16 protein-coding genes are annotated in these 23,281 nt (G+C 66.7%); 7 read left to right on the top strand and 9 right to left on the bottom strand.

Annotated elements, in window-relative coordinates:
• Nucleotides 1–5: 5 nt before the first annotated feature.
• The 8 genes from BHE01S_RS02950 to tssB form a co-directional block, all read right to left on the bottom strand.
• Nucleotides 6–1,994 carry a type VI secretion system Vgr family protein gene (locus tag BHE01S_RS02950; RefSeq protein ID WP_042260391.1) on the bottom strand — a complete coding sequence of 663 codons (1,989 nt, stop codon included), beginning with the start codon at nt 1,992–1,994 and terminating at the stop codon, nt 6–8.
• A 47-nt stretch (nt 1,995–2,041) separates the two neighbouring features.
• A complete protein-coding gene (gene tssH / locus BHE01S_RS02955) occupies nt 2,042–4,690 on the bottom strand; it encodes a type VI secretion system ATPase TssH (RefSeq protein WP_042260393.1) in 2,649 nt (882 codons plus the stop codon).
• A complete protein-coding gene (gene tssG, locus BHE01S_RS02960; RefSeq protein WP_052405666.1) occupies nt 4,687–5,817 on the bottom strand; it encodes a type VI secretion system baseplate subunit TssG in 1,131 nt (376 codons plus the stop codon). Before tssG ends, tssH begins: the two co-directional genes overlap by 4 nt.
• On the bottom strand, nt 5,781–7,568 hold the full coding sequence (gene tssF, locus BHE01S_RS02965) for a type VI secretion system baseplate subunit TssF (RefSeq protein ID WP_042260396.1): 1,788 nt from the start codon (nt 7,566–7,568) through the stop codon (nt 5,781–5,783). The genes tssG and tssF overlap by 37 nt, the downstream gene beginning before the upstream one ends.
• Nucleotides 7,552–8,046, bottom strand: coding sequence for a type VI secretion system baseplate subunit TssE (gene tssE / locus BHE01S_RS02970; RefSeq protein ID WP_042260399.1), 495 nt, complete (start codon nt 8,044–8,046; stop codon nt 7,552–7,554). The genes tssF and tssE overlap by 17 nt, the downstream gene beginning before the upstream one ends.
• Before the next feature lie 12 nt (nt 8,047–8,058).
• Complete coding sequence (locus BHE01S_RS02975; RefSeq protein ID WP_042260401.1) at nt 8,059–8,562, bottom strand: Hcp family type VI secretion system effector; 504 nt, start codon at nt 8,560–8,562, stop codon at nt 8,059–8,061.
• A 134-nt stretch (nt 8,563–8,696) separates the two neighbouring features.
• Nucleotides 8,697–10,172: a type VI secretion system contractile sheath large subunit gene (gene tssC / locus BHE01S_RS02980; RefSeq protein ID WP_042260403.1), complete on the bottom strand. Its 1,476-nt coding sequence runs from the start codon at nt 10,170–10,172 to the stop codon at nt 8,697–8,699.
• Between the two features lie 21 nt (nt 10,173–10,193).
• Nucleotides 10,194–10,769, bottom strand: a complete 576-nt coding sequence (gene tssB, locus BHE01S_RS02985; RefSeq protein ID WP_042260404.1) for a type VI secretion system contractile sheath small subunit — start codon at nt 10,767–10,769, stop codon at nt 10,194–10,196.
• Nucleotides 10,770–11,315: 546 nt separating this feature from the next.
• Between tssB and BHE01S_RS02990 the strand changes: the two genes are divergently transcribed.
• The 5 genes from BHE01S_RS02990 to tssA all read left to right on the top strand — a co-directional run bounded on the left by BHE01S_RS02990 (nt 11,316) and on the right by tssA (nt 19,380).
• The gene (locus BHE01S_RS02990; RefSeq protein WP_052405669.1) at nt 11,316–11,810 is read left to right on the top strand and encodes a hypothetical protein; all 495 of its coding nucleotides are present in this window, start codon (nt 11,316–11,318) and stop codon (nt 11,808–11,810) included.
• 101 nt (nt 11,811–11,911) lie between these two features.
• Nucleotides 11,912–13,276, top strand: a complete 1,365-nt coding sequence (gene tssK, locus BHE01S_RS02995; protein ID WP_042260406.1) for a type VI secretion system baseplate subunit TssK — start codon at nt 11,912–11,914, stop codon at nt 13,274–13,276.
• Nucleotides 13,269–14,327: a DotU family type IV/VI secretion system protein gene (locus tag BHE01S_RS03000; RefSeq protein WP_052405672.1), complete on the top strand. Its 1,059-nt coding sequence runs from the start codon at nt 13,269–13,271 to the stop codon at nt 14,325–14,327. Before tssK ends, BHE01S_RS03000 begins: the two co-directional genes overlap by 8 nt.
• The gene (locus tag BHE01S_RS03005) at nt 14,324–18,274 is read left to right on the top strand and encodes a type VI secretion system protein (protein WP_042260409.1); all 3,951 of its coding nucleotides are present in this window, start codon (nt 14,324–14,326) and stop codon (nt 18,272–18,274) included. The genes BHE01S_RS03000 and BHE01S_RS03005 overlap by 4 nt, the downstream gene beginning before the upstream one ends.
• Nucleotides 18,271–19,380: a type VI secretion system protein TssA gene (gene tssA, locus BHE01S_RS03010; RefSeq protein WP_042260411.1), complete on the top strand. Its 1,110-nt coding sequence runs from the start codon at nt 18,271–18,273 to the stop codon at nt 19,378–19,380. Before BHE01S_RS03005 ends, tssA begins: the two co-directional genes overlap by 4 nt.
• Nucleotides 19,381–19,500: 120 nt before the next feature.
• Here the strand turns inward: tssA and BHE01S_RS03015 are convergent, their stop codons facing one another.
• Nucleotides 19,501–20,799 (bottom strand): L-fuconate dehydratase, encoded by a 1,299-nt coding sequence (locus BHE01S_RS03015; RefSeq protein WP_042260415.1) that lies wholly within the window; start codon nt 20,797–20,799, stop codon nt 19,501–19,503.
• Nucleotides 20,800–20,884: 85 nt separating this feature from the next.
• Between BHE01S_RS03015 and BHE01S_RS03020 the strand changes: the two genes are divergently transcribed.
• Entirely contained in the window at nt 20,885–21,646 is a 762-nt protein-coding gene (locus BHE01S_RS03020; protein ID WP_042260416.1) for a GntR family transcriptional regulator, read from the top strand.
• Nucleotides 21,647–21,761: 115 nt separating this feature from the next.
• On the top strand, nt 21,762–23,273 hold the full coding sequence (locus BHE01S_RS03025; protein WP_042260418.1) for a sugar ABC transporter ATP-binding protein: 1,512 nt from the start codon (nt 21,762–21,764) through the stop codon (nt 23,271–23,273).
• Nucleotides 23,274–23,281 lie beyond the last annotated feature (8 nt).

Consider the following 23,281-nt stretch of genomic DNA (forward strand, 5'->3'; position numbering starts at 1 on the left):
TCGCCTCAGTTGATCTTCACAATGCCGCCCTTGACCACCAGCATGCCGCCGCCGTCCACCGTTTGCTGTACGGCGCCCTTGTTCGTCACGCTTTGCGCTTCGTTCGAGAGCGTGCCGTCCGACTTGTTGGTGAGCGACGTCCCGGCCTGATTCGTGAGCGACATACCGGCCTGATTCGTGAGCGATGCATCGCTCTTCGCCATGAGATTGCCCGTGCTTTGCAGCGTCAGCGTGCCGCTCACCTTGATGGTGAGGTTGCCGTCCACGGTGAGCGTCATGTTGCCCGTCACCGTCTGTTCGAGGTTGCCGCCTACCGTGCGCGTCTCGTTGCCGCCGGCTTTCACGGTGCGTGCGCCTTTGATGTCGACGGTTTCGTCGCCCGTCTTGACCGTCGTGGTGCGATTGCCCTGTTCGACCGTGAGCGTATCGTTGCCTTCCTTGATCGTATGCGCGCGGTCGTTCTTGATCGTGCTCGTTTCGTTGTGGTCTATGGTCCACGTGGCGTCGTTGATCACCTTGGCGTTCAGGTCCTTTTGCGCCTGCAGGAAGATTTCCTCGCTGTCCTGCTTGTCTTCGAAGCGCAGTTCGTTGAAGCCGTTGCCGCCTTTGGAGGTATTCGTCTTGATGCCGGACTGCGTCTGGTTGTCGGGCAGCGTATAGGGCGGCAGGTTCGCGCCGTTATACACGCTGCCCGTGATGAGCGGCCGGTCGGGGTCGCCGTCGATGAAGGTCACCACGACTTCGTCGCCCACGCGCGGCATGAACTGCATGCCAAAGCGTTTGCTCGCCCAGGGCTGCGCCACGCGAATCCAGCACGAACTCTGTTCGTCGTTCTGGCCGTCGCGGTCCCAGTGAAACTGGACCTTCACGCGGCCATACTGATCGGTCCACAATTCCTCGCCGCTCTTGCCCACCACCGTCGCGGTCTGCGTGGGCATGAAGGGGCGCGGCGTCGTGCGCGCGGGGCGCCAGGTCGTCGCGAACGGGAACGCTTCGAAGCGGTTGCGATAGCGGTTGTGATCGGCTTCGTGAATCACGCTGCGCACGACCCATTCGACGTTGGCGTCGCCGGATTCGTGATCGGCCAGCGTAAAGCGGCAGCCTGGCGCGAGCGCGCGGCAATCGCTTTCGCCAATGAGGGTCCGGGTGGGCGCACGCAGCGCGTCCACCCGGTGCCTGGAGAGCGTGGAGCCATCGCTGCTGCTGGCGTAGCGCCCCGGATACTCGTACACGCTGTGTCCGTTCGATGCCGCCTGTGCCTGCGAATAGAGTTGTGCGGCCGGCGTCTCCCACGCGTAGTCGGTATGCGAGAAGAGGCCGCTGGCCGTCTCTTCGACGACCTCGCAATGGACAATCTGCGTCGACTCGCGCGTGCCGGTCGTGCCGCCTGTGTAATGCAGTGTCGCGTCGCCGGGCAAGGGCGTGAAGGCGTCGTTGCTGTCGGCAATGACGAGCGTATGGCTACCCGTATCGTGGCGGAAGAAATAGAACCAGCCTTCCTCTTCACAAAGGCGGCTCACGAACGCGAAGTCGGACTCCGCGTACTGCACGCACCATTCGCGCGTCGCGGCCGTGCCCGTGACGGAGAAGGCATAGTCTGTCAAACCGTGCCCCCCGAATACGGCCTGTATGATCTCCTGCGCGTTTTTGCCCTGAAATATACGGTTGTTTCGCGAGAGCGTGAGCAGCCACAACCATGAACGCAGTTCCAGGGTGAAGTGGCTGGCGTCTATCGTCGAGGGCAGCTGCGCGGCACGCGTGCAAACGGCGTCGATGAGGCGCGGCGACTCGCCCCACGCAAGCGAGAGCGTTGCATGGTTGCCCGTCATGCCCGAGGGCGCCGGCGGCGGCAATCCGCCATGAGCGTGGAGCGTCAACGTGGCGGGCGCGTCCAGCGCCTCGCGCGCATCGAAGCGGGCGGGAAAGAGCGTGCTGAACGCGCTGCCGGTGAGGCTGATGCGCGCATCGGTGTCGGCGGAGATGGGGCGGTTCATCGCGGGAACAGGGTTGAGTTATACGGAGTGGCGAGGCCCTTGCATCGTCATTCGAGCGCCCACTGCGCGAGCGTGCCGACCAGTTCGTTCATGAGCACGTTGTCGATCTCGCGCGCACCGCCCGCGGCGCGGCAGCGTGCGAGCACGGCGTCGATGATCCTGCTGTCGAAGGCGAACTGCTTGCCCGTGGCGTCGCGGTAGCGCATGCGCAGTTGTTCGAGCTTCTTTTCGATGATGGCGCGCAGCACCGCATCGTCGAGCGCGGCATAAGGCACGGCGGTCATGCGCGCGAGAAACGCCGGGCGAAACGCGTGCAGCAGCTCTTCGTGGAGCCGCCGCGCGAAGGCGTCGGTGGCGATCGTTGCGGCGGGCGTATTGAGCAGCAGCTCGGCGCCGACGTTGCTGGTGGCGAGGATCACCGTGTTGCGAAAATCCACCACGAGGCCGGTGCCGTCTTCCATCACGCCCTTGTCGAAGACGTTGTAGAACGCTTCGAGCACGTCGACATGCGCTTTTTCGATTTCGTCGAGCAGCACGACGCTATAAGGACGCCTGCGCACGGCTTCGGTGAGCTGGCCGCCGCTCGCATAGCCCACATAGCCCGGCGGCGCGCCGCGCAGCTGCGAGACGGCGTGCGCTTCCTGATACGCGGCGAGGTCGATCACGATGAGATTGCGCTCGCCGCCGTACAGCGCATCCGCAAGCGCGTAGGCCGTCTCGGTCTTGCCCACGCCCGTCGGCCCCACGAGCAGGAACACGCCTACCGGGCGCAACGGGTCGGCCAGTCCCGCGCGCCAGGCCTGGATGCGCATGGCGATGCGCTCGAGCGCCGCGTCTTGCCCCACAATGCGCTGCGCGAGACGGCCCTTGAGCGTACGCACGGCGTGGGCTTCGTCGGCGAGCATCTTGCCTACCGGAATGCCGGTCCAGCTCGCGATCACGGCAGCGATGGCTTTCGAATCCACGCAAACCGGGACCATGGGGTCGTCGTCGCGTATCGCCTCGAGGCCGCTTTCGAGGCGCGCCAGTTCGGCGGCGAGGTCTTCGCGCGGGTCGACCGCCTCGTTGGTCTCGTTCGCTTCCGCGCTGTCCGGCGGTTCTTGCTCGCCGTTGCCATCGCGAGGCGCTGCGTCGAGGGCGGCCAGGCGCGCGCGTACCGCGAGAATCTCGCGCACGGCAGCGGCCTCGTCGCGCCAGCGTGCCTCCAGCGTCTCGACGAGCGCGGCGTTGTGCGCATGTTCGGCGTCGAGCGTAGCGAGGCGCTGCGTGTGGTTCGCACCGAGCACCGCTTCCGTGCGCAGGCGCAGCAGTTCGTCGTCGAGCGCGCGCAGCCGGTGCCTGGCGGCTTCCAGTTGCGGTGGCGTGTCGTGCTGCGCGAGCGCCACGCGTGCGCACGCGGTGTCGAGCACGGCGATTGCCTTGTCGGGCAACTGGCGCGCGGAGATGTAACGGTGCGAGAGTTTCACCGCATCGACGATAGCGGCGTCGAGGATCGTCACGTTGTGATGCGTCTCGAACTTTTGCGCCAGCGCGCGCAGCATGGCGATAGCCATGGGCTCGTCGGGCGCTTCGATCTGCACGAGCTGGAAGCGCCGCGCGAGCGCCGGGTCGCGCTCGAAGTACTTTTTGTATTCGAGCCATGTCGTGGCGGCGATCGTGCGCAGCTCGCCGCGCGCAAGGGCGGGCTTGAGCAGGTTCGCGGCGTCGCTGCCGCCTTCCGTGCCGCCCGCGCCGATCATCGTATGGGCCTCGTCGATGAAGAGCACCACGGGCCGTGGCGAGTGCCGCGCCTCGTCGATCACCGCGCGCAGGCGCCGCTCGAACTCGCCTTTCAGGCCCGCGCCCGCCTGCAGCAGCGCGAGGTCGAGCATGCGCAGCGAGACCTCGGCAAGCGGCGGCGGCACGTCGCCGGTTGCGATGCGCAGCGCTAGACCTTCGACCACGGCCGTTTTGCCCACGCCCGGCGCGCCCACGAGCAAGGGGTTGTTCTGCCGCCGCCGCAACAGGATGTCGAGCGTCTGGCGGATCTCCGCATTGCGTCCGATGATCGGGTCGATGCGTCCGGCCCGCGCTTCAGCGGTGAGGTCGAGCGTGTATTGGTCGAGCAGGGCGGCCGATGGGGTGGCGGGCTCCATGGCGCCGGTCAGTGGAGGCACGCTCGCGCCGTTGTCCATGACGGTTTCCAGCGTGGCGATCGGCGGTGTCGATGCGAGCGGCGCCGCTGCGTCGACCGGCGCGAGCCAGACGGCGAAGTTGGCGCGCAGCGCGGCGCTCGCCACGCGCAGCAGCGTGGGTACCGCATGAACGGCGCGTGCGCGCAGCGCCTCGTTTTCGAGCAGCGCGATGAGCAGCGTCGCCGCGCGCACGCGCGGCTGCTGGAGCACGACGGTGGATTGCACGAGCGCGTCCTGGAGCCACACGAGCAGGTCGGGCGAGAACGACGGCATGCCCGTGTTGCCGCGCTTGAAGCGCGCGATAGCCATGCGGATTTCGGCGCTGAGCGCGGCGCGGTCCACGCCGAAGTGCGGCAGCACGCACGCGAAATCGCCGCCCTCGGGTTCGGCGAGCGCGAGCAGCCAGTGCTCGATTTCGACCACGAAATGCGTTTCGCGCAGGCATTGCTGCGCGGCGCGTTCGAGGGCTTCGCGCGGTTCGCGCTCGAGGCGCGCAACAAGCGTCTTGAGATCGAGCGTCACGGCCCGTTACGCCCCTGATCCTCGTCGGGCGCGAGGCACGTGAGACGCGCGGGCGCCGATTCCGCCGCGCCGGCCCAGGCGGTCCAGCCGAGCCTCAACGGCGCGTGCCGCGAGAGGCGTGCGCGCGGCAATTCGCCCGCGGCGAGTTGCAGTTCGAGATGCACCTTGAGTTCGGCGCCGAACCAGTCGGCGGCGAGCGTTTGCAGCGCTTCGTGGGCGGGCGCGCCCGGCAGGAACGCTTCGTACTGCTCACGCCTGAGTGGCCCGAGGCGCACGCGGATGCCCTGGTGTTCGTCCCAGATCCTCGTGCCCGCGACGGCATCCTGGCCGAGCCGCCGGTTGCGGCCGCCGGAGCCGATCGCCGTGCGGCTCGCCGGGGGCAGCGTGCGCCAGCCGCCCGCAAACGGCGTGGAGCGCACGTGGACGCGGAAATGATGGAGCACCATGACGTCGAAACCCGCGAGCGAACGCCGGCGGTTCGCGAAGAGGCCCGCGCGCGCCAGCACGGCGCGCATATCGAGCGGCTCCTGCGGTGCCGCGGCTTCCTGCGCCCCCCGCTTATGCCAGGCGAGCGAACCCAGTGAGGCATTGCCCGTGAGCGCGCGCAGCACGACATCGGCCGAGCGCTGCGCAGTGGCGGGCAACGGCTCGGCGCTGCGGTACTTGCGCTGCGCGCGATAGAGCAGCGACAGCAGCCGATGCTGGAAGATGTCGAGAAACGCTGCCGCCGAGCGGTCCTTGCGGCGCAGACGGTCCTGCAGCCATTCCTGCCATGCGCCAGGCAACGGGCCGTTCGGGCCGCCCAGCGCGAATGCGTTGACCTGGAGCTGCGGGGGGCCCGCATGGGCGGATTGTGCGGATGGTTCTTCGCCCGCCTCAGGCGCAAACGCGAGCGAGCGCGGCAAGCCGCGCCGCAATGGCCCGAGCGCGCTCGCCGGAAACGCGGGAGAAAGGTTGCCGCTCAACGCAAGCGCTTCCTGGCTTGGGTCGAGCGCGGTGCCGAGCGGCTGTGCATGCGGCTGCAACAACTCGAGCAGGCGCACGGCCTGGGTGAATTCGAACGCGTGCGGTTCGTCGAACAGCCGCTGCGTCAGAGAACGAGGGGGCTGCCCATCGTCGGCCGCCATGTGCGGATCTCCCGACCGTCGCGCACGAGCGAGGTCTGTACGAAACGGTTGACGCTCGCATAGAGCGAAAAGAATTGCGCGAGCACGCCGGAAAAGAGCACGGTGCTCGCGCCCACGAAACTCGCTTCGTCGAGTTCGATCCGCACGCCGAGTCCATTGCGCCAGCCGCGCCAGCGGTCCGCTCCGACGTGCGCGACGATCGGTTCGCTCGACACCGCTGCGAGTCCCGCGATCTGGCGCTGCGAGGGGGCATGTGCGCCGAGATTGTGGAGCATGAGCATTTCGCGCAGCGACTGCAGCGCTTGCGGGCCTTCCACGATCGACGTGTGATTGAGCACGAGTTGCGAGACGAGGCGCCAGCGCGAAGTGCCGTCGAGCGCGGCCACGATCTGCGGCGTGGGCCGGTGCGCAATGCGCACGCTTGCCACCGGGCCCGGCACTTCGAACGATAGCGCGGCGCCCGGTGCGAGCCGGTGGGCCAGATGGCGGTTGGTGCACAACAGGTCCGCAGTGAGCGTGCGCGCCGCGGGTGCGGCGGGATTGAAGCGTGTATCGACGAACGTGAGCATGATGTCGCTGCCGGGACGCGACGCGTGCAGCCCGCTTACGCGCCGCGCGTACCAGTAAACAGCCGAATCCGCGCCGTGCATGGAGCCGTACCAGGGCGGCACGTCCGTCACCGTGCGGCCCGCCACGGCGCGCACGTTGCGCACGGCGTAGATCTCGGTGCCCGATTCACGATGCGCGTCGGGACTCACGCGCATTTCGCGCGCCGTGCCGTCGGGCCGCAACGGTTCGGAGGTGCGCGCGAACAAATTGAGTGCGGGGGCGCAGCCAAGCTGGATATCGTCCCTATGGAACGTGAAGCGCCCGCGCGGGGCCGCCGTGAAGCCGATCACGAGATCGAGGCTGTCGAGCGCATCGGAGGGCGGTTTGAACGGCAGATCGAAGAACGCGAACTTCTCGGGAAATGCGAAGTACTCGACCAGCAGACGGCAGGCCGGATGCGCGCCGTCTTCGAGCGGCAGCAACGCGTCTGGCTCGTCGAAGCCCACCGGGGAGGGCAGTCCGCGTTGCGCGTGCAGCGCCCCCTCGGGCATCTGCAGCCAGGTGGCGGCGCTGTGCGCGCCGAGCAGATCGTAGAGCGCGGCGGAAGTGACGGGCGACCCCGCGAGGCGCACCCGCAAGCGCTCGATCGGCAGCGCGCCCAGCTTGTGCGGCCCGCTGCCCTGCAGCGTGAGCCGCAGCGCGGATTGCAGCGACGCATTGCCGGTGAGCGCCTGGGCTTCCTCGGCGTCGAGCAACTGGGCTGCGGCGAGGGTGACCGGCCAGAGCGTGACCTCGCTGCTCGTGCGCCAGTGGATAGTCGCGCCGCTCGCGTCCACGTGCATGAGGGGCGTGTCGCGCGGCACGCGATACCCCGCCGCGATGCTGCCTTGCGTGGGGTCCGGCTCGAACTGCACGATCGTCATGGAGGGCACGGGCCGCGACGCGTAGGGATAAAACTGTTCGAGCAGGCCGTCCGTGAGCGTGGTGTATTCGTCGTCGAGCGTGCGCTGGATGCGAGCGGTGAGCACCGCGAAGCTTTCGATCAGGCGTTCGACGTTCGGATCGGCGCTCTCGCCGGGGCCGAGTTCGAGCCGACGCGCGATCTTCGGATAACGCTGCGCAAAGCCTTCGCTCGCGCGGCGCAGATAAGTCAGCTCGCGCTGGTAGTAGTCGAGCAGTTGCGCATCAAGCGAGTCGTTCATCGACGATCCCGATGGACTGCGTTTCGCCGTCCTGCCCGGCGACGTAGGTGACGACGTGCTCCACGCCGTCGCTGCCCCGCAGCGTTCCCCGAATGCGCAAGCATAGGCGCCAGGGCGCGGCGGCGTCCGATTCGATCTTCACGCGCGGCTCGCGAAGGCGCGGCTCGAACGCGCGGATGGCCTCAGCCACTTCGCGCTCGATCACCGCCCGGTCTTCCGCACGCGCCGCGCTTTGGCCGCTCCAGTCGGGCAGGCCGTAAAGCAGGACGTCCGGCGCGCGCGGCATGCGGGGCGTACCGCGGCGCGTGTTGAGAAGGCGCAGCAACTCCGCGCGCACCGACGCGCGCAAGCCTGCCGCGTCGAGGGTGCGCGCGGCGAGTTCGTCGACGGACTCATGCGCATCGAAGGGCGCGTCGTCGGCCAGCCGCTCGAAGAGCGGCATCGGCGCGACGGCGATAAAGGCGCGGGCGTTCGCCATAGGCGCTGCGCGCTAGCTCGCCTTCACGACCTTGTTCGCGGCCAGGTCCCACGTGGTGGCCGCCGTGCCTTCCTTGGTGGCGTCGTCCTTCTGCGCCGTGAATTCCCACTTGATCTTCGTGAAGTTTATCGAGAGCGTTTCCACGGGTTTGCCACCTGCGCCGCCCGACACGCTCACGTTGCTCAGCACGACATTGTTCAGCGTATAGGTAATGAACGGCATGATCTTGCCGTCGCTTTCGGCGGCGTTGCGGCCCACCACGACGGTCGCGCTCGCAATGGCCTTGCCGGAGCAGCAATATTCGTTGAGCGTGGGCGTGGCGACATCGACGAACTTCGTCACGGTGAATTCGCCGATATGGGGCTTGCCCGACGTGCGCTCCGAGTTGCTGACGTCATTGGTGACCTGCATCGCCACGTTGTGGCTGTACGACATCAACTCGATCTTGTCGGTATAACCTTCCAGCGTGCACTCGCCTTTGATGTCGCTGCCCAGGTCGAGAATGATCGAATCCATGGTTTGCTGCTCCCGAAGCAGTAAAGAATCGCGCGGGCCGCGCATGCGGCGCGAGGCGCGTTCAGGGACCAGGGGCGCTCATGCGCCGCCTGGCCGTCGTCTCTTCAATAAAATTGCTTTTTTCCGCAGATGGATCAGGCGGCCGCCGGCGGCGGCAGCGTCGCCACGAGCCGGATCGACGCCGTGAGTTCCTCGAGCTGGAAGTGCGGCCTCAGAAACACCGTCGCGCGGTACGCGCCGGGTTTGCCCGGCACCTCGGTCACGTCCACGCGTGCCTCGCGCAGCGGATACTGGGCCTTGATTTCCTGCGGCGCGTTGTCGTTGACGAGCACGTAGTCGGCAATCCACGTGTTGAGATAGCTGCGCACATTCTCGCGCGTCATGAAGCTGCCGACCTTGTCGCGCATGATCGCCTTGATGTAGTGCGCAAAGCGCGACGCCGCGAGGATATACGGCAGCATGGCCGAAATGCGCGCGTTCGCCGTGGCCTCGGGCGTGTTGTAGAGCGCCGGCTTGCAGGCGGTCTGGCCGCCGAAGAACACCGCAAGCCCTTCGTTTTTCTTGTGCACGAGCGCAATGAAGCCGAGCGAGTCGAGCTCCTTTTCGCGGCGGTCGGTGATCGCCACTTCCGTGGGACACTTCATGGCCTTGTCGCCCGAAGCCGTCTGGAAGATATGGTCCGGCAGGCGTTCGACCGCGCCGCCGCCTTCCACGCCGCGAATCGCCGCGCACCAGCTGTACTGCGCGAACGCGTTGGTAATGCGCTGCGCGAGGGCGTAGGCGGAGTTGCCCCATAGATACTTCGAGTGGTCGGTGCCGTCCACATCCTCGAAAAAGTTCATGCCCTCCACCGGATTGCTGTCCGGATGATAAGGACGCCGCATCAGAACGTGCGGGAGCGTGAGCGCGACATAGCGCGAGTCTTCGCTCTTGCGGAATTCGCGCCAGCGGGCCATGTCGATCGTCTCGAAGACCTTGGAGAGGTCGCGCGGCACGCCCAGCTCCGTGAAGCTCGACATGTCGAACAGCTGCGGGTGCGCCGCCGAAATGAACGGCGCGTGCGCGGCGGCGGCGACCGAGGCGAGCTTTTCGAGCAGGCTCACGTCGGGCGTCTGGCGCGTGAAGTAGTAGTCGCCCACCAGCACGCTGAATGGAAAACCGCCGAACGTGCCGTATTCCTCTTCGTAAATCTTCTTGAAGAGCGCGCTCGTGTCGACGTCGATCGCCTTCTCGAGATCGTTCTGCAGGTCTTTCTTCGAAGCGTTCAGGAGGCGCAGTTTCAGGCGCGTGCCCGTTTCGGAGCCTTTCACCAGAAAGTGCAGCCCGCGCCACGACGACTCCAGCGCCTGCATGTCGGGATGGTGCAGCACCTCGTTGAGCTGCTCGCTGATCAGCTCGTCGATCTTGCGGATGTGGTCGTTGATCATCGCCACCGTGTCGCGGCCGATGGTCATGTTCTTGTCGAGCACCTGCAGCGCGAACTCGGCGAGCAGCTCGCGCGCATGCTGTTGCTGCTCTTCGTATTGCGCCATGCGTCCTTCGTGCACGATGCGGTCGAGCAGCGTGACCGTACCCGCCTGCGCGGTCGCGGCGGCCTGAATGTCGGACATGATCGTCTCCTCGCGTTGGGCTTAGCTGGCCGGCGTGTCACTGGAAGGGCTGGCGGGTGCAGGGGCCTCGCCCGCGGGCGGCGGCAGCTGCGCAGTCGGCGTGTCCTGCGGGTGCGCTGAACGGATTTCGCTCAACCCCTTCGGGTCATGCACCACTTCCTGGAGAAGCTTGTCCAGTTCGTCGTTGCCGTCGAGCTTGGTGAGGAGGTCGCGCAGGCGCAGCCGCGCGTCGTAGAGCTGTTTGAGCGGGCCGATCTGCTGAACGATGCTCACGGGATCGAAGTCGTCGATATGCGCGAACTTCAGCTCGACGTTGATCTTGCTGCCGTCCGCGGCGAGCGTGTTGTCGACCTGCAGCGTCACGCGTGGCCCGATCGACTTCATCACGTCGTTGAAATTGTCGCGGTCGATGTCGACGAAGCGGCGCTCCGTCATTTTCGGCAACGGCTCGACAGGTTTGCCGGACAGGTCGGCAAGGATGCCCACGACGAGCGGCAGCTCGCGTTTTTCGATGGCATTGCCCGTTTCGACGTCGTACGTGATCTGGACACGCGGCGGTCGGTTCCGTTCGAACCAGTGCTGGGTACTGTCGGCCATGGTCACCTCGGTGGCGGTCGTTCTTATTGCATTGTGTAACGGGAGAGATGCGCGCTTTTCGTCAATCTGCCCTTTTCATGATGCATTTTCTTCAGGACGACAATGCCCCGCAAAACGTAATTAAACGATTGCCACGTGCATTCCCGGTCCTTCAGAAAAAACACTGCTAAAGCATGCCCCGGATTCGTCAGACGAGAGCATTCACGGCGTCAGGCGTTCGCGCTGATCGGTTCTTCAACTTGTCCTTCGTCGCGCGCGTCGTGAAGATGGACGGTCACGACTTTAGGACAGTAAACGGGGAATTTCAAAGTATATTTACGGCGCATAGATCCATCTCCTTTCAAGTTTATTTACGAATTGTTTTTTGAATTGATCGATAAAAATCGTTATTGCAATGTCGCACGGGGCGCTTGTAGACTACGCGCGAAACAGCTTGCGCAGGGCAACCATGCGTCTTGATTAGAAATACGAACTAGCATGAATTCTCCTGCGCGCGGGCAGGAGGCATCGCAGACAAGAGGCGACGCACACAATGGGGATTGCGCAGTGATCACCACGTTATTCGCCGGCGCTTCGCGCGCAGCGAAGCCGTACGGCTGGCGTGCCGCCACGCTGGCGTTCGCGCTCGCGCAGGGGCTCGCGGCGTGTTCGTCGCTGCCCAAGGTCCAGGTAGATACCCTGGCCATTGCCGTTTCCACTCAAGCGAATCAGGACACGCCCATTGCCGTGGACGCCGTGCTCGTGCGCAACCAGCAGCTGCTCGACGCCTTGCTCGGCCTGCCTTCGGCGAAGTGGTTCGTGCAGCGCGATCAATGGCGCCGCGATCATCCCGAGGACATCACGGTCGTGTCGTTCGAAGTCGTGCCGGGCCAGCAGATCGCCGCGGCCCCGTTTCCGTTTGGCGGCAAGCGGGGCGCAGGCGTGGTGGTGTTTGCCGACTACCAGACACCGGGTGCGCACCGCGTGAGGCTCGACACGGGGCCCGCTCACGCGTTGCTGCTGCTCGGCGACCAGGACCTGAGCGTGCAGGCCGCGCATTGAGTAACGAAACTGTGTGACGCAACGGTGTCACACGACGATGTCATACGACGGCGCGGCAACACTGAACGACGAAACGCTTAGCAATAGAAAGCAAACACATCATGCGAACTTCGTTTCCCGATCCGGTCTGCTGGTTCGACGGCATGCCCTTGCTGCCGCAGCATTTCCAGACCCAGGCGCTGCACGCGGCGGGGCATGCCGCCTTGCTCGCGGGCGCCGCGCGGGCGCATTACTGGGGCGTGCTAACGCTCGAGCACGACGCCGCGGGGCTCGCCCAGGGGCTCGTGCGCATCAGCGCGCTGGAGGCGATACTGGCCGATGGCCTCGCCGTCCGCCACACGCCGCACGATCCCGTCCTGGAGATCGATGTGAGCCACGCATTCAGCGCGCCGGACGAGGAAGTCACGATCTATCTCGCGGTGCCGCCGTTGTATCGCAGCGGCCAGCTCGATCCGCAGGCCGGGCGCTACACCCAGCGCGAGAGTCCGGACGTTCCCGACCTTGTCTCGGGCGGCGAGCCGGCTTCGATCACGACGTGGACGCCGCGCCTGCATCTCATGACGGATCTCGGCCGTCACGAATTCGACCGCTTGCCGCTCATGCGCGTGAGACAGCAGGGCGGCGGCGTGGCGATTGCGGACTATGCGCCGCCTTGTCCGTTCGTGCGCGCCGACTCGTTGCTCGGTCAGCGCGTGATGCAGCTGCTGCTGCGCGTGCGCGAAAAATGCGTGTTCCTGGCCGGGCGTCTGCAAGCGGCGCAACGCGCGGAAGAGCGCGACGACGCGGGCCAGATCGAGCGCCAGCTTTGCGCGCTCTGGAGCCGCCTGCCCGAAGTGGAGGCGACGCTCGTCACCGGCATCGCGCATCCCGCCGAGCTGTATTGCGCCGTCGCCGGCATGACGGGCGCGCTCGCGGCGCTGCGTCCCGCGCGTGGCGTGCCCGCCTTCGCGACGTTCGATTACATGGCGCTGCTCGCGTCGTTCGATCCGCTGCTCGCCTGGGCGGACGAAGCGCTCGCGACGATCCGCCAGGGGTATCGCGTGCGTGCGTTCACCGAGGAGGGCGGCAGCTTCTGGATCGCGCCGCCGTTCGAAAGCGGCGGCAACGTGGCGCGCGAACTGGTGATCGGGTTGCGCATGCCGCCCGACGCGGGCGAGCACGACGCAAGCGCGTGGCTCGATCATGCCGTCGTCGCGTCGCGGCCCTATGTGCCCACGCTCGCGCGCCAGCGGATGCGCGGCCTCGCGCGCCGGCGGCTCGCGCGCGAGGAGCGCGCGGCCTACGCGACGGGCGACGACACGACGCTCTTCGCGGTGGCCGTGGAGGATGCGTGGTTCGACCGCGCGCAGCCGCTGTGCATCGAGGTCCGCACGAACGTGCCGGGCCGCGCGCCCTGGGCCGTGCAACTCTTCACGCCCACGGACGCCGCCGACGACGCACCCCCGGCGGGAGCCGATCATGCTTGATGCCAGCGACCAAAGCGACGAGCGCCTGCCGCTCATGCGTGCGTTCGTCGTGGCATTCGCGTTCGCGGAGAACGCGCGCCTGGGTGCGGTCGCGCAGGCGGCGAATGCAGCCAGCGCGGCGAACGCCGCGAGCGCCGAGGCGCCCGTCGATCCCCAGCGCGATGCCGACGCGCTCGCCACGCAGCTGCAGTCCGCCACACGCAAGCTCGCGCGCGACGCGATGGCCTGGACCGGCGCGGCGGGCGAAGCGGACATTGCCGCCGCGCAATACGCCTATGTCGCGCTGCTCGACGAATTGCTGCTGTTTTCGGCGTGGAATGGCGCGAGTGCGTGGGAAACGTATCCGCTCGAAGCGCGCATTTTCGGCACGCGTGCGGCCGGCGAGCGTATTCCGGCTGCCATCGAAACCTTGCTCGCGCAACGCGATCCGGCGCAGCGCGATCTCGCCAACGTCTATCTCGCCTGCCTCACGCTAGGCTTTCGCGGCCGTCTGCGCGGCGAGGCGGGCGCCTTGCGTCACGACCAGTTGCGCCACGCGCTGTTCGCGTTCGCCATGCAGCGCGACCCCGAACCCGACCGGCTCGGCGCGCCGCTCGAACGTGCCGCGCTGGCGCCGCGCGAAACACGTCCGCTCACACAGATGTTTCCCGACCGCGCCCGCCTCGCGCTGTTCGTGGGCGGCGGTTTCGCCGTGCTGCTCGGCGTGTCGCAACTGCTGTGGCTCTACGCGACAGCACCCGTGCGGCCGTCGCTCGAACAGTTCGAAACCGTGTCGATGGCGCAAGGGCGTCCGGCGCAGGCGAGCCATACGAGCACCACGGGCAGGGTGCTGCCGCACGCACGCACGGTGCGCAGACTGCGGGCGGCGGCGCCTGCCGATGTTCGGAGCATGCTGCAAACTCAGGACATCGCCGCGGCGCCGACGGTTTCCACGACGGCGCCCGACACGCTTGCGCTTGCGGCACGGCGCATCGTCACGGTGAGCGCGCAGGACGCCGCCGAAGGCGGCGAAGACAGCGCGGACGCCATGCCACGCGGAACACGGCCATGACGACCACACTGATAGTCGTCCTGATCGTCCTCATCGCGCTGTTGATCGTGGGGCTCGCGGCCGTGCTCGTGGTGCGCTGGGTGCGCGGGCGCGACGAACGCAGGCCACTGCGCAACTTCTCCGCCATGATGCGTGCGGCGCACAACGCGATGGGCGTGCGCGATCCGTACTCGGTGCCGCGCGTGCTCGCCACGGGCGCACCCGCCGCGCTCGACGCGCTGGCGCTTGGCTGGCGCCTCTCGCCCGTCGGCGAGCCGGCCTGGTTCGGCAGGCTCTGGCACGACGCCGAAGGCATTCTGATCGCGGAGCCCGGGGACTCGCTCGGCGCGCGTGCGGCCGCCGAGCGCCGGCGCGGCTCGACCGGCGGGCGTTTGCTGCGCGGCCTGCTGCGCAACCGGCCGGGCCGGCCGCTCGACGCGCTCGTGTGGGTGATCGCGCTCGATACGCTCATCGACGAAAGCGGGAGCGCGCGCACGGATACCGACGCGGCGCTCGAAGCCTCGCGCACGGTGCTCGCGCTGCAACGTCAACTGGGTCAGATGCTGCCGCTCTACGTGGTGGTGACGGGCTGCGATGCGCTGCCGGGCTTCGATGCGCTCGCAGCACGCCTGCGCCGCGAGCGCATCGAAACGCCGCTAGGCTGGGCCTCGCCGTATGCGCCGCGGCGCGCCTTCGAACCCGCATGGATGGACGAAGCCTTCGCCGACATGAGCCGGGCGCTCGCGGCGACGGTCACGGAAATGGGCACGCTCGACGGCGCCCTGGACGGTGACGTGTTCCTGCTGCCGCAGCGCCTCGACACACTGCGCGAGCCGTTGCGCGAGTACATCGAGCCCACCTTGCGCGGCGCCGCCGACGGCACCGCACCGCTCCTGCGCGGCATCTGGTGCGTGGGCGCGATGCCGCAGGCGCAGGAGCGCGCGGAACCCGCCATCACGAATACCGCGCGCGGCGAGGCGCGCGCGGCGGCGGCGCCGGCCTTCGCGTCGCGTCTCTGGCACGACTTGCTGATGCCGGGGCAGGGCCTCGCGCTCGCCATTCCGCGCGTGCTCGCGCTGCGCATGCGGCGGTACCGTATTGCCACGTTCGCCGCGCTCGCGCTCGGCGTGTGCTGGTGCGTGGGCCTCGGCGTCGCCACGTGGCACGTGCGCAGCGATGCGCGCTTGCTCGCGGGCAGCTATGACGCGCTCGCGCTCGCCAGCGTCGCCTGGCACGAAGCGGGCGCGAGCAGCAGCGAAACAGCGGCGGCGAACGCGCTGGGCAGCGCCGCGGACGCCTTCGTCAAGGTGCCGCGCTGGCAGCTCGCCACGCCCTTCATGCCGCTATCGTATTTCGGCCTGCGCCACCGGCTCGACGAGGCGCAATACCACGTACTGAGCGGGCTCGTGTTCACGCCGTTGCACGCACGGCTCCTCAGCCGTCTCGCCGATCTGAACTGCGACGGCGTCATCGGCTCGGGCGAGAACGCGAGCCTCGCGGCGGCCGCGCGGCGTCCCCAGGACCTGCCCGAGTACGCGCGGGGCACGCGGCTCGTCACGAATGCGGCGCAGACCGAGCGGCTGATCACGAACTACAACGAACTGGTGGAACGCGATTCGGGCAACACCGTCATGCTCGCGCAGCTCATGCGCGGCGCGGTGGGCGTGAGCTTTTCGCCCGATCATGTGGCCGACCGCGCGGGGCTGGACGACGCCGTTCGCGCGACCGCGGTGGAGGGCGGCGAGCTGTCGTTCGACGGCACCGAGGCGCGCGCCGCCCAGGCGCGGGCGAGCGTGTGCTTCGAGGACACCTTCGATCGCTGGTTCGACGATATTTATCAGGACTCCTCGCTCACCACGAACGCCGCGCAAATCCAGGCCATGCTCGCCGATCTCAAGGCGCCCGGCGCCGTGCCGACCACCGCTTCGCTCTCCGAACTGGCCACGCGCATCGACACGCTCGCGACTCAGGTCGACACCGCGGACCACGGCTGGGCGGGCACGCACGGGCAGGAACTCGTGCCGGGACTCACGGCGACCTTCGACACCGCAAAGGGGCTGCGCCTGATCGGCGCGACGCCCGTGGCGAGCGTGCTGGAGCACGAACAGAGCGAACAAAGCGCGTTTGCGGCGCGCTGGCTCGCAAGCGGCAACCTGCCTGGCGTGCTGGCCTCCAATCCCGCCACAGGACTGCAACTGGCGCCGGACCTGCTGCCGCTGCGCGACGCGTTGCGCACACTGCTCGGCCAGTCGTTCGTCGCGGGCGAGGGCAGCGCGTCGGCCGAAATTCGCGGCGTGGATGCCGACTCGGCACAGCGCGCGCTGGCGATCCTGCCGGCCTACAAGCAATACTCCGCCGGTCTTCTCGCCCAGGCGCCCGAAGCGTGGCGCGGCGCGCTGCTCGCCGCGGCGGGTAACGCGACCGTGCACAGCATGGTGGCCGCGCTTTCGGCACCGGTTGCAACAACGGCAACGACGGGGATGCCGGCAGCAGGCGCGCGCAATGTCGCCTACGCGCCGCAGACGCAGGGCGCATCCTTCGACATCCTGCGCAAGAACGCGACCGATCTCGTGGAAGCGTTCGACTCGCTCGGCCGCGCCGATCTTGCGCAAGCGGTTGCCCTGCGCGTGAGCGACGCCGCGCTGGACGTGCTGCGCTCGACCGATGGGCAACTGCAATCGCTCGAACCGTTTCGACCGCTGCGCGGCGACTTCTCGGCGTGGAACGGCAACGCCGGCGGCTCGATGCGCGCATTCGGCGCCGCCACGCCTGAAGCGCTGCAAACCTACCTTGCCGCGCAGTCGAGTGCGGTGGCGGATACGGCCACGCTCGCGTCGAGCGCGCTCGACTGGCTGACTACGCAGAATCCGCCGCTTTCCACCGCGGACGCGCGCCTCGTGGCGCGCTGGAAAGCGCTCTTCGCGGACCTCGCGCAATACCGCGCCCGCAGCCCGGCGAGCGCGCTGGTGGCGGTGCCGTCGATCATCTCCAACCAGCTCGACAAGATGGACCTCGACACGTGCGGCGCCTCGCTCGCGCAGGTGGACGTGCCGGGCTCGGGCGACATTGTCGCGAGCGCGGGTATGCGGCTCGTATCGTCCGCGCGCGAGCGCTGCTACCGGCTGCAGATCGGCACCGGCGGGGAGGCCTACGAACAGCTGCGCAGCTATTTCGCGCGCTATCTTGCCGGCCGCTTCCCGTTCTCCGCGGATGCGAACGCGCAGGCCGCCGACCTGCGCCAGACGGCGGCCTTCGTGGCGCTGCTCGACGCGAAGCTCGCGGACGCGCAACGCGGCATGAGCGCCGCGGCGGCGAGCGGCGGCACGCAAGCGCTCGCGCAGCAATTCCTGGCGAAGCTCGCGCGCGCGAAGCCCTGGCTCGACGCGCTGGTGGCGCGCGGCGCGGACGGCGCACTCGTGGGCGTGGACGTGGCGGTGGATTGGCGTATCGATCGCGCCGACGAAGCCGGTGCGGACCAGGTCATCCAATGGTCGCTCGCGAGCGGCAGCCAGACGCTCGCCTGGCCCGCCGCGGCTGGCGCGCCGCTGCGCTGGGCGCCGGGCCAGCCTGCCGCGCTGAGCCTGCGCTGGGCGAAAGACGGCCCGTGGCGGCCCATGCAGGACGCTTTGCAGCCGACGCTCTCGGTCGACGGCGAAGCGGCCACATGGGCGGCAAACGACACGTGGTCGCTATTGCGCCTCGTGCGCCTGCACGCGGTGCCGGACGACGGCGCGGATAGCGGCACGGGTGCGGGCAACGCGCGCATGGTGCTGAGCGTACCGGTGCGCGACCGCAACGGCGGCACGCAAACGGCGCGCATGTTCATGCGCGTGGGGATGACGGGCGCCTCGAAAACGGCGCTCGCGTGGCCCGACCTGCCGTACGCGGCGCCGGGCTACAGCGCATACGGCGCCCCTGCGGTCACCTACGGACCGTATCCGTCGAACACACAAGCGGGGCGCGGATGAACCCGGCATTCGACATCGAGGCACTCGTTCAACCGATACCGGGTGGCGCGCCGGCCGGCGTCTCCCTCCTGCACGATGCCGCCTTCGACGCGATCAAGGCGGCGCGGCGCGAGGACGATCCGGCATTGCCGGCCGGCATCTGGCAAACCGCGCTCAAGGTCGCCGACTGGGCCGCCGTCGAAGCGGGCTGCGAGGACCTCCTCGCATGCCGCAGCAAAGACTTGACGCTCGCAGCATGGCTGGGCGAGAGCTGGCTGCATCGATACGGATGTATTGCCTTGCCCGACAGCTTCGTCTTGCTGAGCGAATTGTGTGCGCGCTATTGGGACGACATTCATCCGTTGCCGCGCGATGGCGATCTGGGCTTTCGGGCCGCGCCGCTCGCGTGGGTTGCCCAACAGTATCCGGTCTTGCTCGGTGGCCGGATCGCGTTGTGCGCGGGGCCTGAAGGATCCGCTCTGACGCTTGCGCGTTGGCAGGCCGCACAGCGCGAGGCGGTTGCGTTGAAGGACCGCAAAGATGTGCCGGCCGCGAAGCGCGAGGAGGCCGCACGCGTGGCGCAGGCGTTGACTCAGGCCGCGCATGCGGCGGAGCCTGCCGTGTTGCGCGACCAGTTACAGGCGCTGCGCGCGGCACGCGCGCCCATCGTGAAACTCGATGCCTGGTGCACGCAGCGGCTCGGCATGGAGGCGCCATCGTTCGGAGCGCTGCTGGAGACGCTGGAGCGCATGGAGAGCGTGTTGCGCGACTGGCTTACGACGCATCCCGAGTGGGAGGACGTATCGATGGTTGATGGCGCAACGATTTCGGAACAGGCGGTGGCTGAACCTGCAGCGGTTCAGGTTGCCGCGGCGGGCGCGGTGCAGGAGCCGGTTGGCCCGCGGAGGCTGGACGCGCCTCAGTCGCGCGATGAGGCGTATCGGTTGCTCGCTAGCGTGGCGGACTATCTCATGCGCTATGAGCCGCATAGTCCTGTGCCTTATATGCTCAAGCGTGCGCTTGATTGGGGGGGCAAGCCGTTGCCGGAACTGCTGGCCGAGTTGACGGCCGGTGAGCGCGGCAGGGCGTTGGGGGCGGCGCTTGGGTTGCTGCCTGAGAGTGAGTAAACGTTGGCGCGTTTTGGTGCCTGCCTGTTTGGACTTTTTTTTGGCATTTCCTTGAATTCGCGTCGGGACGCGAATTCAAGCTACAACCAACCCGCGGGGAACCGCAAAAAAATCCATCCCTTAACTCCTCCAGGCCTCTCCCTCAGGAAAATGATATCGACCAAGCGATTCAGCCATCATCTCGATGCTATACCCAGGCCTCTGCGGCGGCATATACCGCCCATTACGAATGACAACAGGATCAACAAAATGCTCATGCAAATGATCGACATACTCGAGCACACGATTCTCGAGCGAAGCCGAAACGCACAAATAATCGAACAGCGAAATGTGCTGCACGTACTCGCACAGCCCAACGCCACCCGCATGCGGACAAACTGGCACACCGAACTTCGCCGCCATCAACAACACGACGATCACTTCGTTGAGTCCACCTAACCGACAGGCATCCACCTGACAAAAATCGATGGCCTGCGCCTGCAGCAACTGCTTGAACATCACGCGATTGTGACAGTGCTCGCCCGTGGCAACTCCGATCGACCCCAAACGCCGGCGAATCTCCGCATGGCCGAGAATATCGTCGGGGCTCGTAGGCTCCTCGATCCACCATGGATCGAACTCCGCAAGCCGCCGCATGTTCGCCACCGCTTCGTCCACGTCCCACACCTGGTTGGCGTCCATCATCAGCTTCAGGTTCTCGCCGATCTCCTCGCGCAGAATGCGCGCGCGCCGCACGTCTTCGTCGAGATTGCCGCCCACCTTCTGCTTGAAATGCGTCCAGCCCAGCGCGACGCCCTCCCGCGCGAGGCGCCGGATCTTGTCGTCGTCGTAGCCCAGCCAGCCAGCCGAGGTCGTATAGGCGGGGTAGCCCTGCGCGAGCATTTCCGCTTCGCGCACGCCCTTGGTCTTCGCGTGGCGGTGCAGGATGGCCAACGCTTCATACGGCGTGATCGCATCGGTCACGTAGCGAAAATCCAGACAGCGCACGAGTGCCTCGGGGCTCATGTCCGCAAGCAGTTTCCATACGGGCTTGCCAACCGATTTCGCCCACAGGTCCCACACCGCATTCACGACTGCCGCCGTAGCCAGATGAATCGCGCCTTTATCAGGGCCGATCCAGCGTAATTGGCTATCCGAAGTGAATGCGCGCCAGAATGCGCCCATGTCCGCGGTAATGTCTTCGAGCCGTTTGCCGACGATGAGAGGCGCCAGTGCGTTGACCGCCGTCACGCAGATCTCATTGCCGCGCCCGATGGTGAACGTGAGGCCGTGCCCCGTGAGTTTGTCTGGAGAATCGGTTTCGAGCGTGACATAAGTCGCGGAATAGTCCGGCGCGGCATTCATGGCGTCGGAACCGTCGAGCGAACGCGAAGTGGGAAAACGGATATCGCGAACGGACAGACTGCTGATCGTGGTCATTCGAACTCCCTCTGGAAGGGACGGCTTTCGGGTAGGGAAAACCAGGCGTTTGCACGCGTTGACAACGCTGAATCCGCTACCTAGCATGCTAGCATGTCTTCTCAAAATCAAGCGCGCCGTGAACTCTTCATCAGAAGTAGCGAGTGTCGCCGGCAGTCCTTATGTCGCACTGCAAAAGATCGGCGGCAATGAGCGCGGCAGCCTGACCGATGCAGTGGAGCAGGCACTGAGAGAAGCGATCGTGACGCTTGCGCTCGAACCCGGAATGATGATCGACAAAATGGCGGTCTGCGAACGCATGGGCGTGTCGCGCTTTCCGGTTTCCGCTGCGCTGGCGAAGCTCGCGCATGCGGGTCTCGTCGAAGTTTTGCCGCAGCGCGGAACGCGCGTCAAGCCGATCGCGCTCGACGATATTCGCCAGCATCTGTTCATTCGCAGTGCGCTCGAAGTCGAAACGGTACGCGGTGTCGCTCGCATGAAGGACAGCGCCACCATCGACGCACTGGCAGCCAATCTAGATGAGCAGCGCAAGATCGCCGGCAATGGCCAGCGTATCGAATTTCATGCGCTCGATCTGGCGTTTCATGAAATCCTGCTCGACGCGGTGAAGCTGCCTCGCGTGAAAGAGATCGTCGCGGTGTCGCGCAACGCGCTGGACCGCGCGAGGCAATTGCTGGCAAGTCCCGAGCGTCTCGTGCACACGCTCGACGAGCACGAACGGATTTTCGCGGCCATTCGCGCCGGCCGTGCCGACGCGGCGGCAAAAGCGATGCACGACCATCTCGATCAGGTGATCGAGGAATTGCACCGGTCCGCGAAAGAACGGCCAGATCTCTTTGCACCTTGAGCACGCCAGCCAACGCCCGCCCTTCAACCCCCTTCGTGCGGCGCTGCAAGCCACGCCGCGCACGCAATCAGGAGGCCCCGGTAATGTGTCTGGCTTTTCTTCGCGGGTTAGCGCCATGACGCCGCTCATTTCCGTCAACAAGCTGAGCAAGCGCTTTCCCGGCGTGAGAGCGCTTCACGAAGTGCAATTCGAGCTCATGGCGGGCGAGGTGCACGCGCTGATGGGCGAGAACGGCGCGGGCAAGTCGACCTTGATGAAGATTCTCGCGGGCGTCTATACGCGCGATTCGGGCGACATTCTCCACGATGGCCAGCCTGTCGCGTTCGCGAGTCCGGGCGAGGCCCAGGCCGCGGGCGTCGGCATCATTCATCAGGAACTCCAGCTGATGAATCATTTGACCGTCGCGCAGAACATGTTCATCGGCCGCGAACCGCGCGGGCGTCTCGGGCTTTTTCTCGACGAAGACAAACTCAATGCGCAGGCGCGCGCGATTCTCGCCCGCATGCACGTGCAGCTCGACCCGCGCACCGTGGTCGGCTCGCTCACGGTCGCAAGCCAGCAGATGGTCGAAATCGCCAAGGCGCTGTCGTTCGATTCGCGCGTGCTCATCATGGACGAGCCGACTTCCGCGCTCAACGACGCGGAAATCGCCGAGCTTTTCCGCATCATTCGCCAGCTGAAAGAGCGGGGCGTGGCGATCGTCTACATCTCGCACAAGATGGACGAACTCAAGCAGATTGCCGATCGCGTCACCGTGCTGCGCGATGGCGAGTACGTCGCCACCGTCGCCGCCGCCGACACGAGCGTGCAGGCCGTCATCGGCATGATGGTCGGCAGAACGCTCGCCGATGTCGCACCGTATCAGGGTCCGGCGCACCAGGGCGAAGTCGCGCTCGAAGTGAAGCATCTGAACGCAGGCCCGCTCGTGAGGGATGTGAGCTTCGCGTTGCGCAAAGGCGAAATACTCGGCTTTGCGGGACTCATGGGCGCGGGCCGCACCGAGGTCGCGCGCGCCGTGTTCGGCGCGGACCCGGTCGAATCCGGCGACATCTTCGTGAAAGGCGCCAAGGCATCGATCAAAACGCCGAGCGACGCGGTCGCGCACAGCATCGGGTATCTCTCCGAGGACCGCAAGCGCTTTGGTCTCGCGACCGGCATGGATGTCGAATCGAACATCGTGATGTCCAATCTCGGCAAATTCCTCTCGCTGAACGTGTTCCTGCGCCGCATGCAGATCCGCAAGACGGCGGCGCATTTCATCAGTCTGCTCGCCATTCGCACGCCTTCCGCAACGCAGCCGGTACGTCTGCTTTCGGGCGGCAACCAGCAGAAGATCGTCATTGCGAAGTGGCTGGAGCGCGACTGCGACGTGCTTTTCTTCGACGAGCCCACGCGCGGCATCGACGTCGGCGCGAAAAGCGAGATCTACAAGCTGCTGCGCGCGCTCGCCGAGCAAGGCAAGGCGATCGTGATGATCTCGTCGGAACTTCCGGAAATCCTGCGCATGAGCGACCGGATCGTGGTGATGTGCGAAGGCCGTATCACTGGCGAGCTTTCCGCCGGCGAGGCGACCCAGGAGCGCATCATGCATCTCGCGACCCAGCGCGAAACCCTGCAAGCGGCATGAGCCTCAAG

The organism is Paraburkholderia heleia NBRC 101817 (genome assembly GCF_000739775.1).
In the GTDB taxonomy this organism is placed as follows: Bacteria; Pseudomonadota; Gammaproteobacteria; order Burkholderiales; family Burkholderiaceae; genus Paraburkholderia; species Paraburkholderia heleia.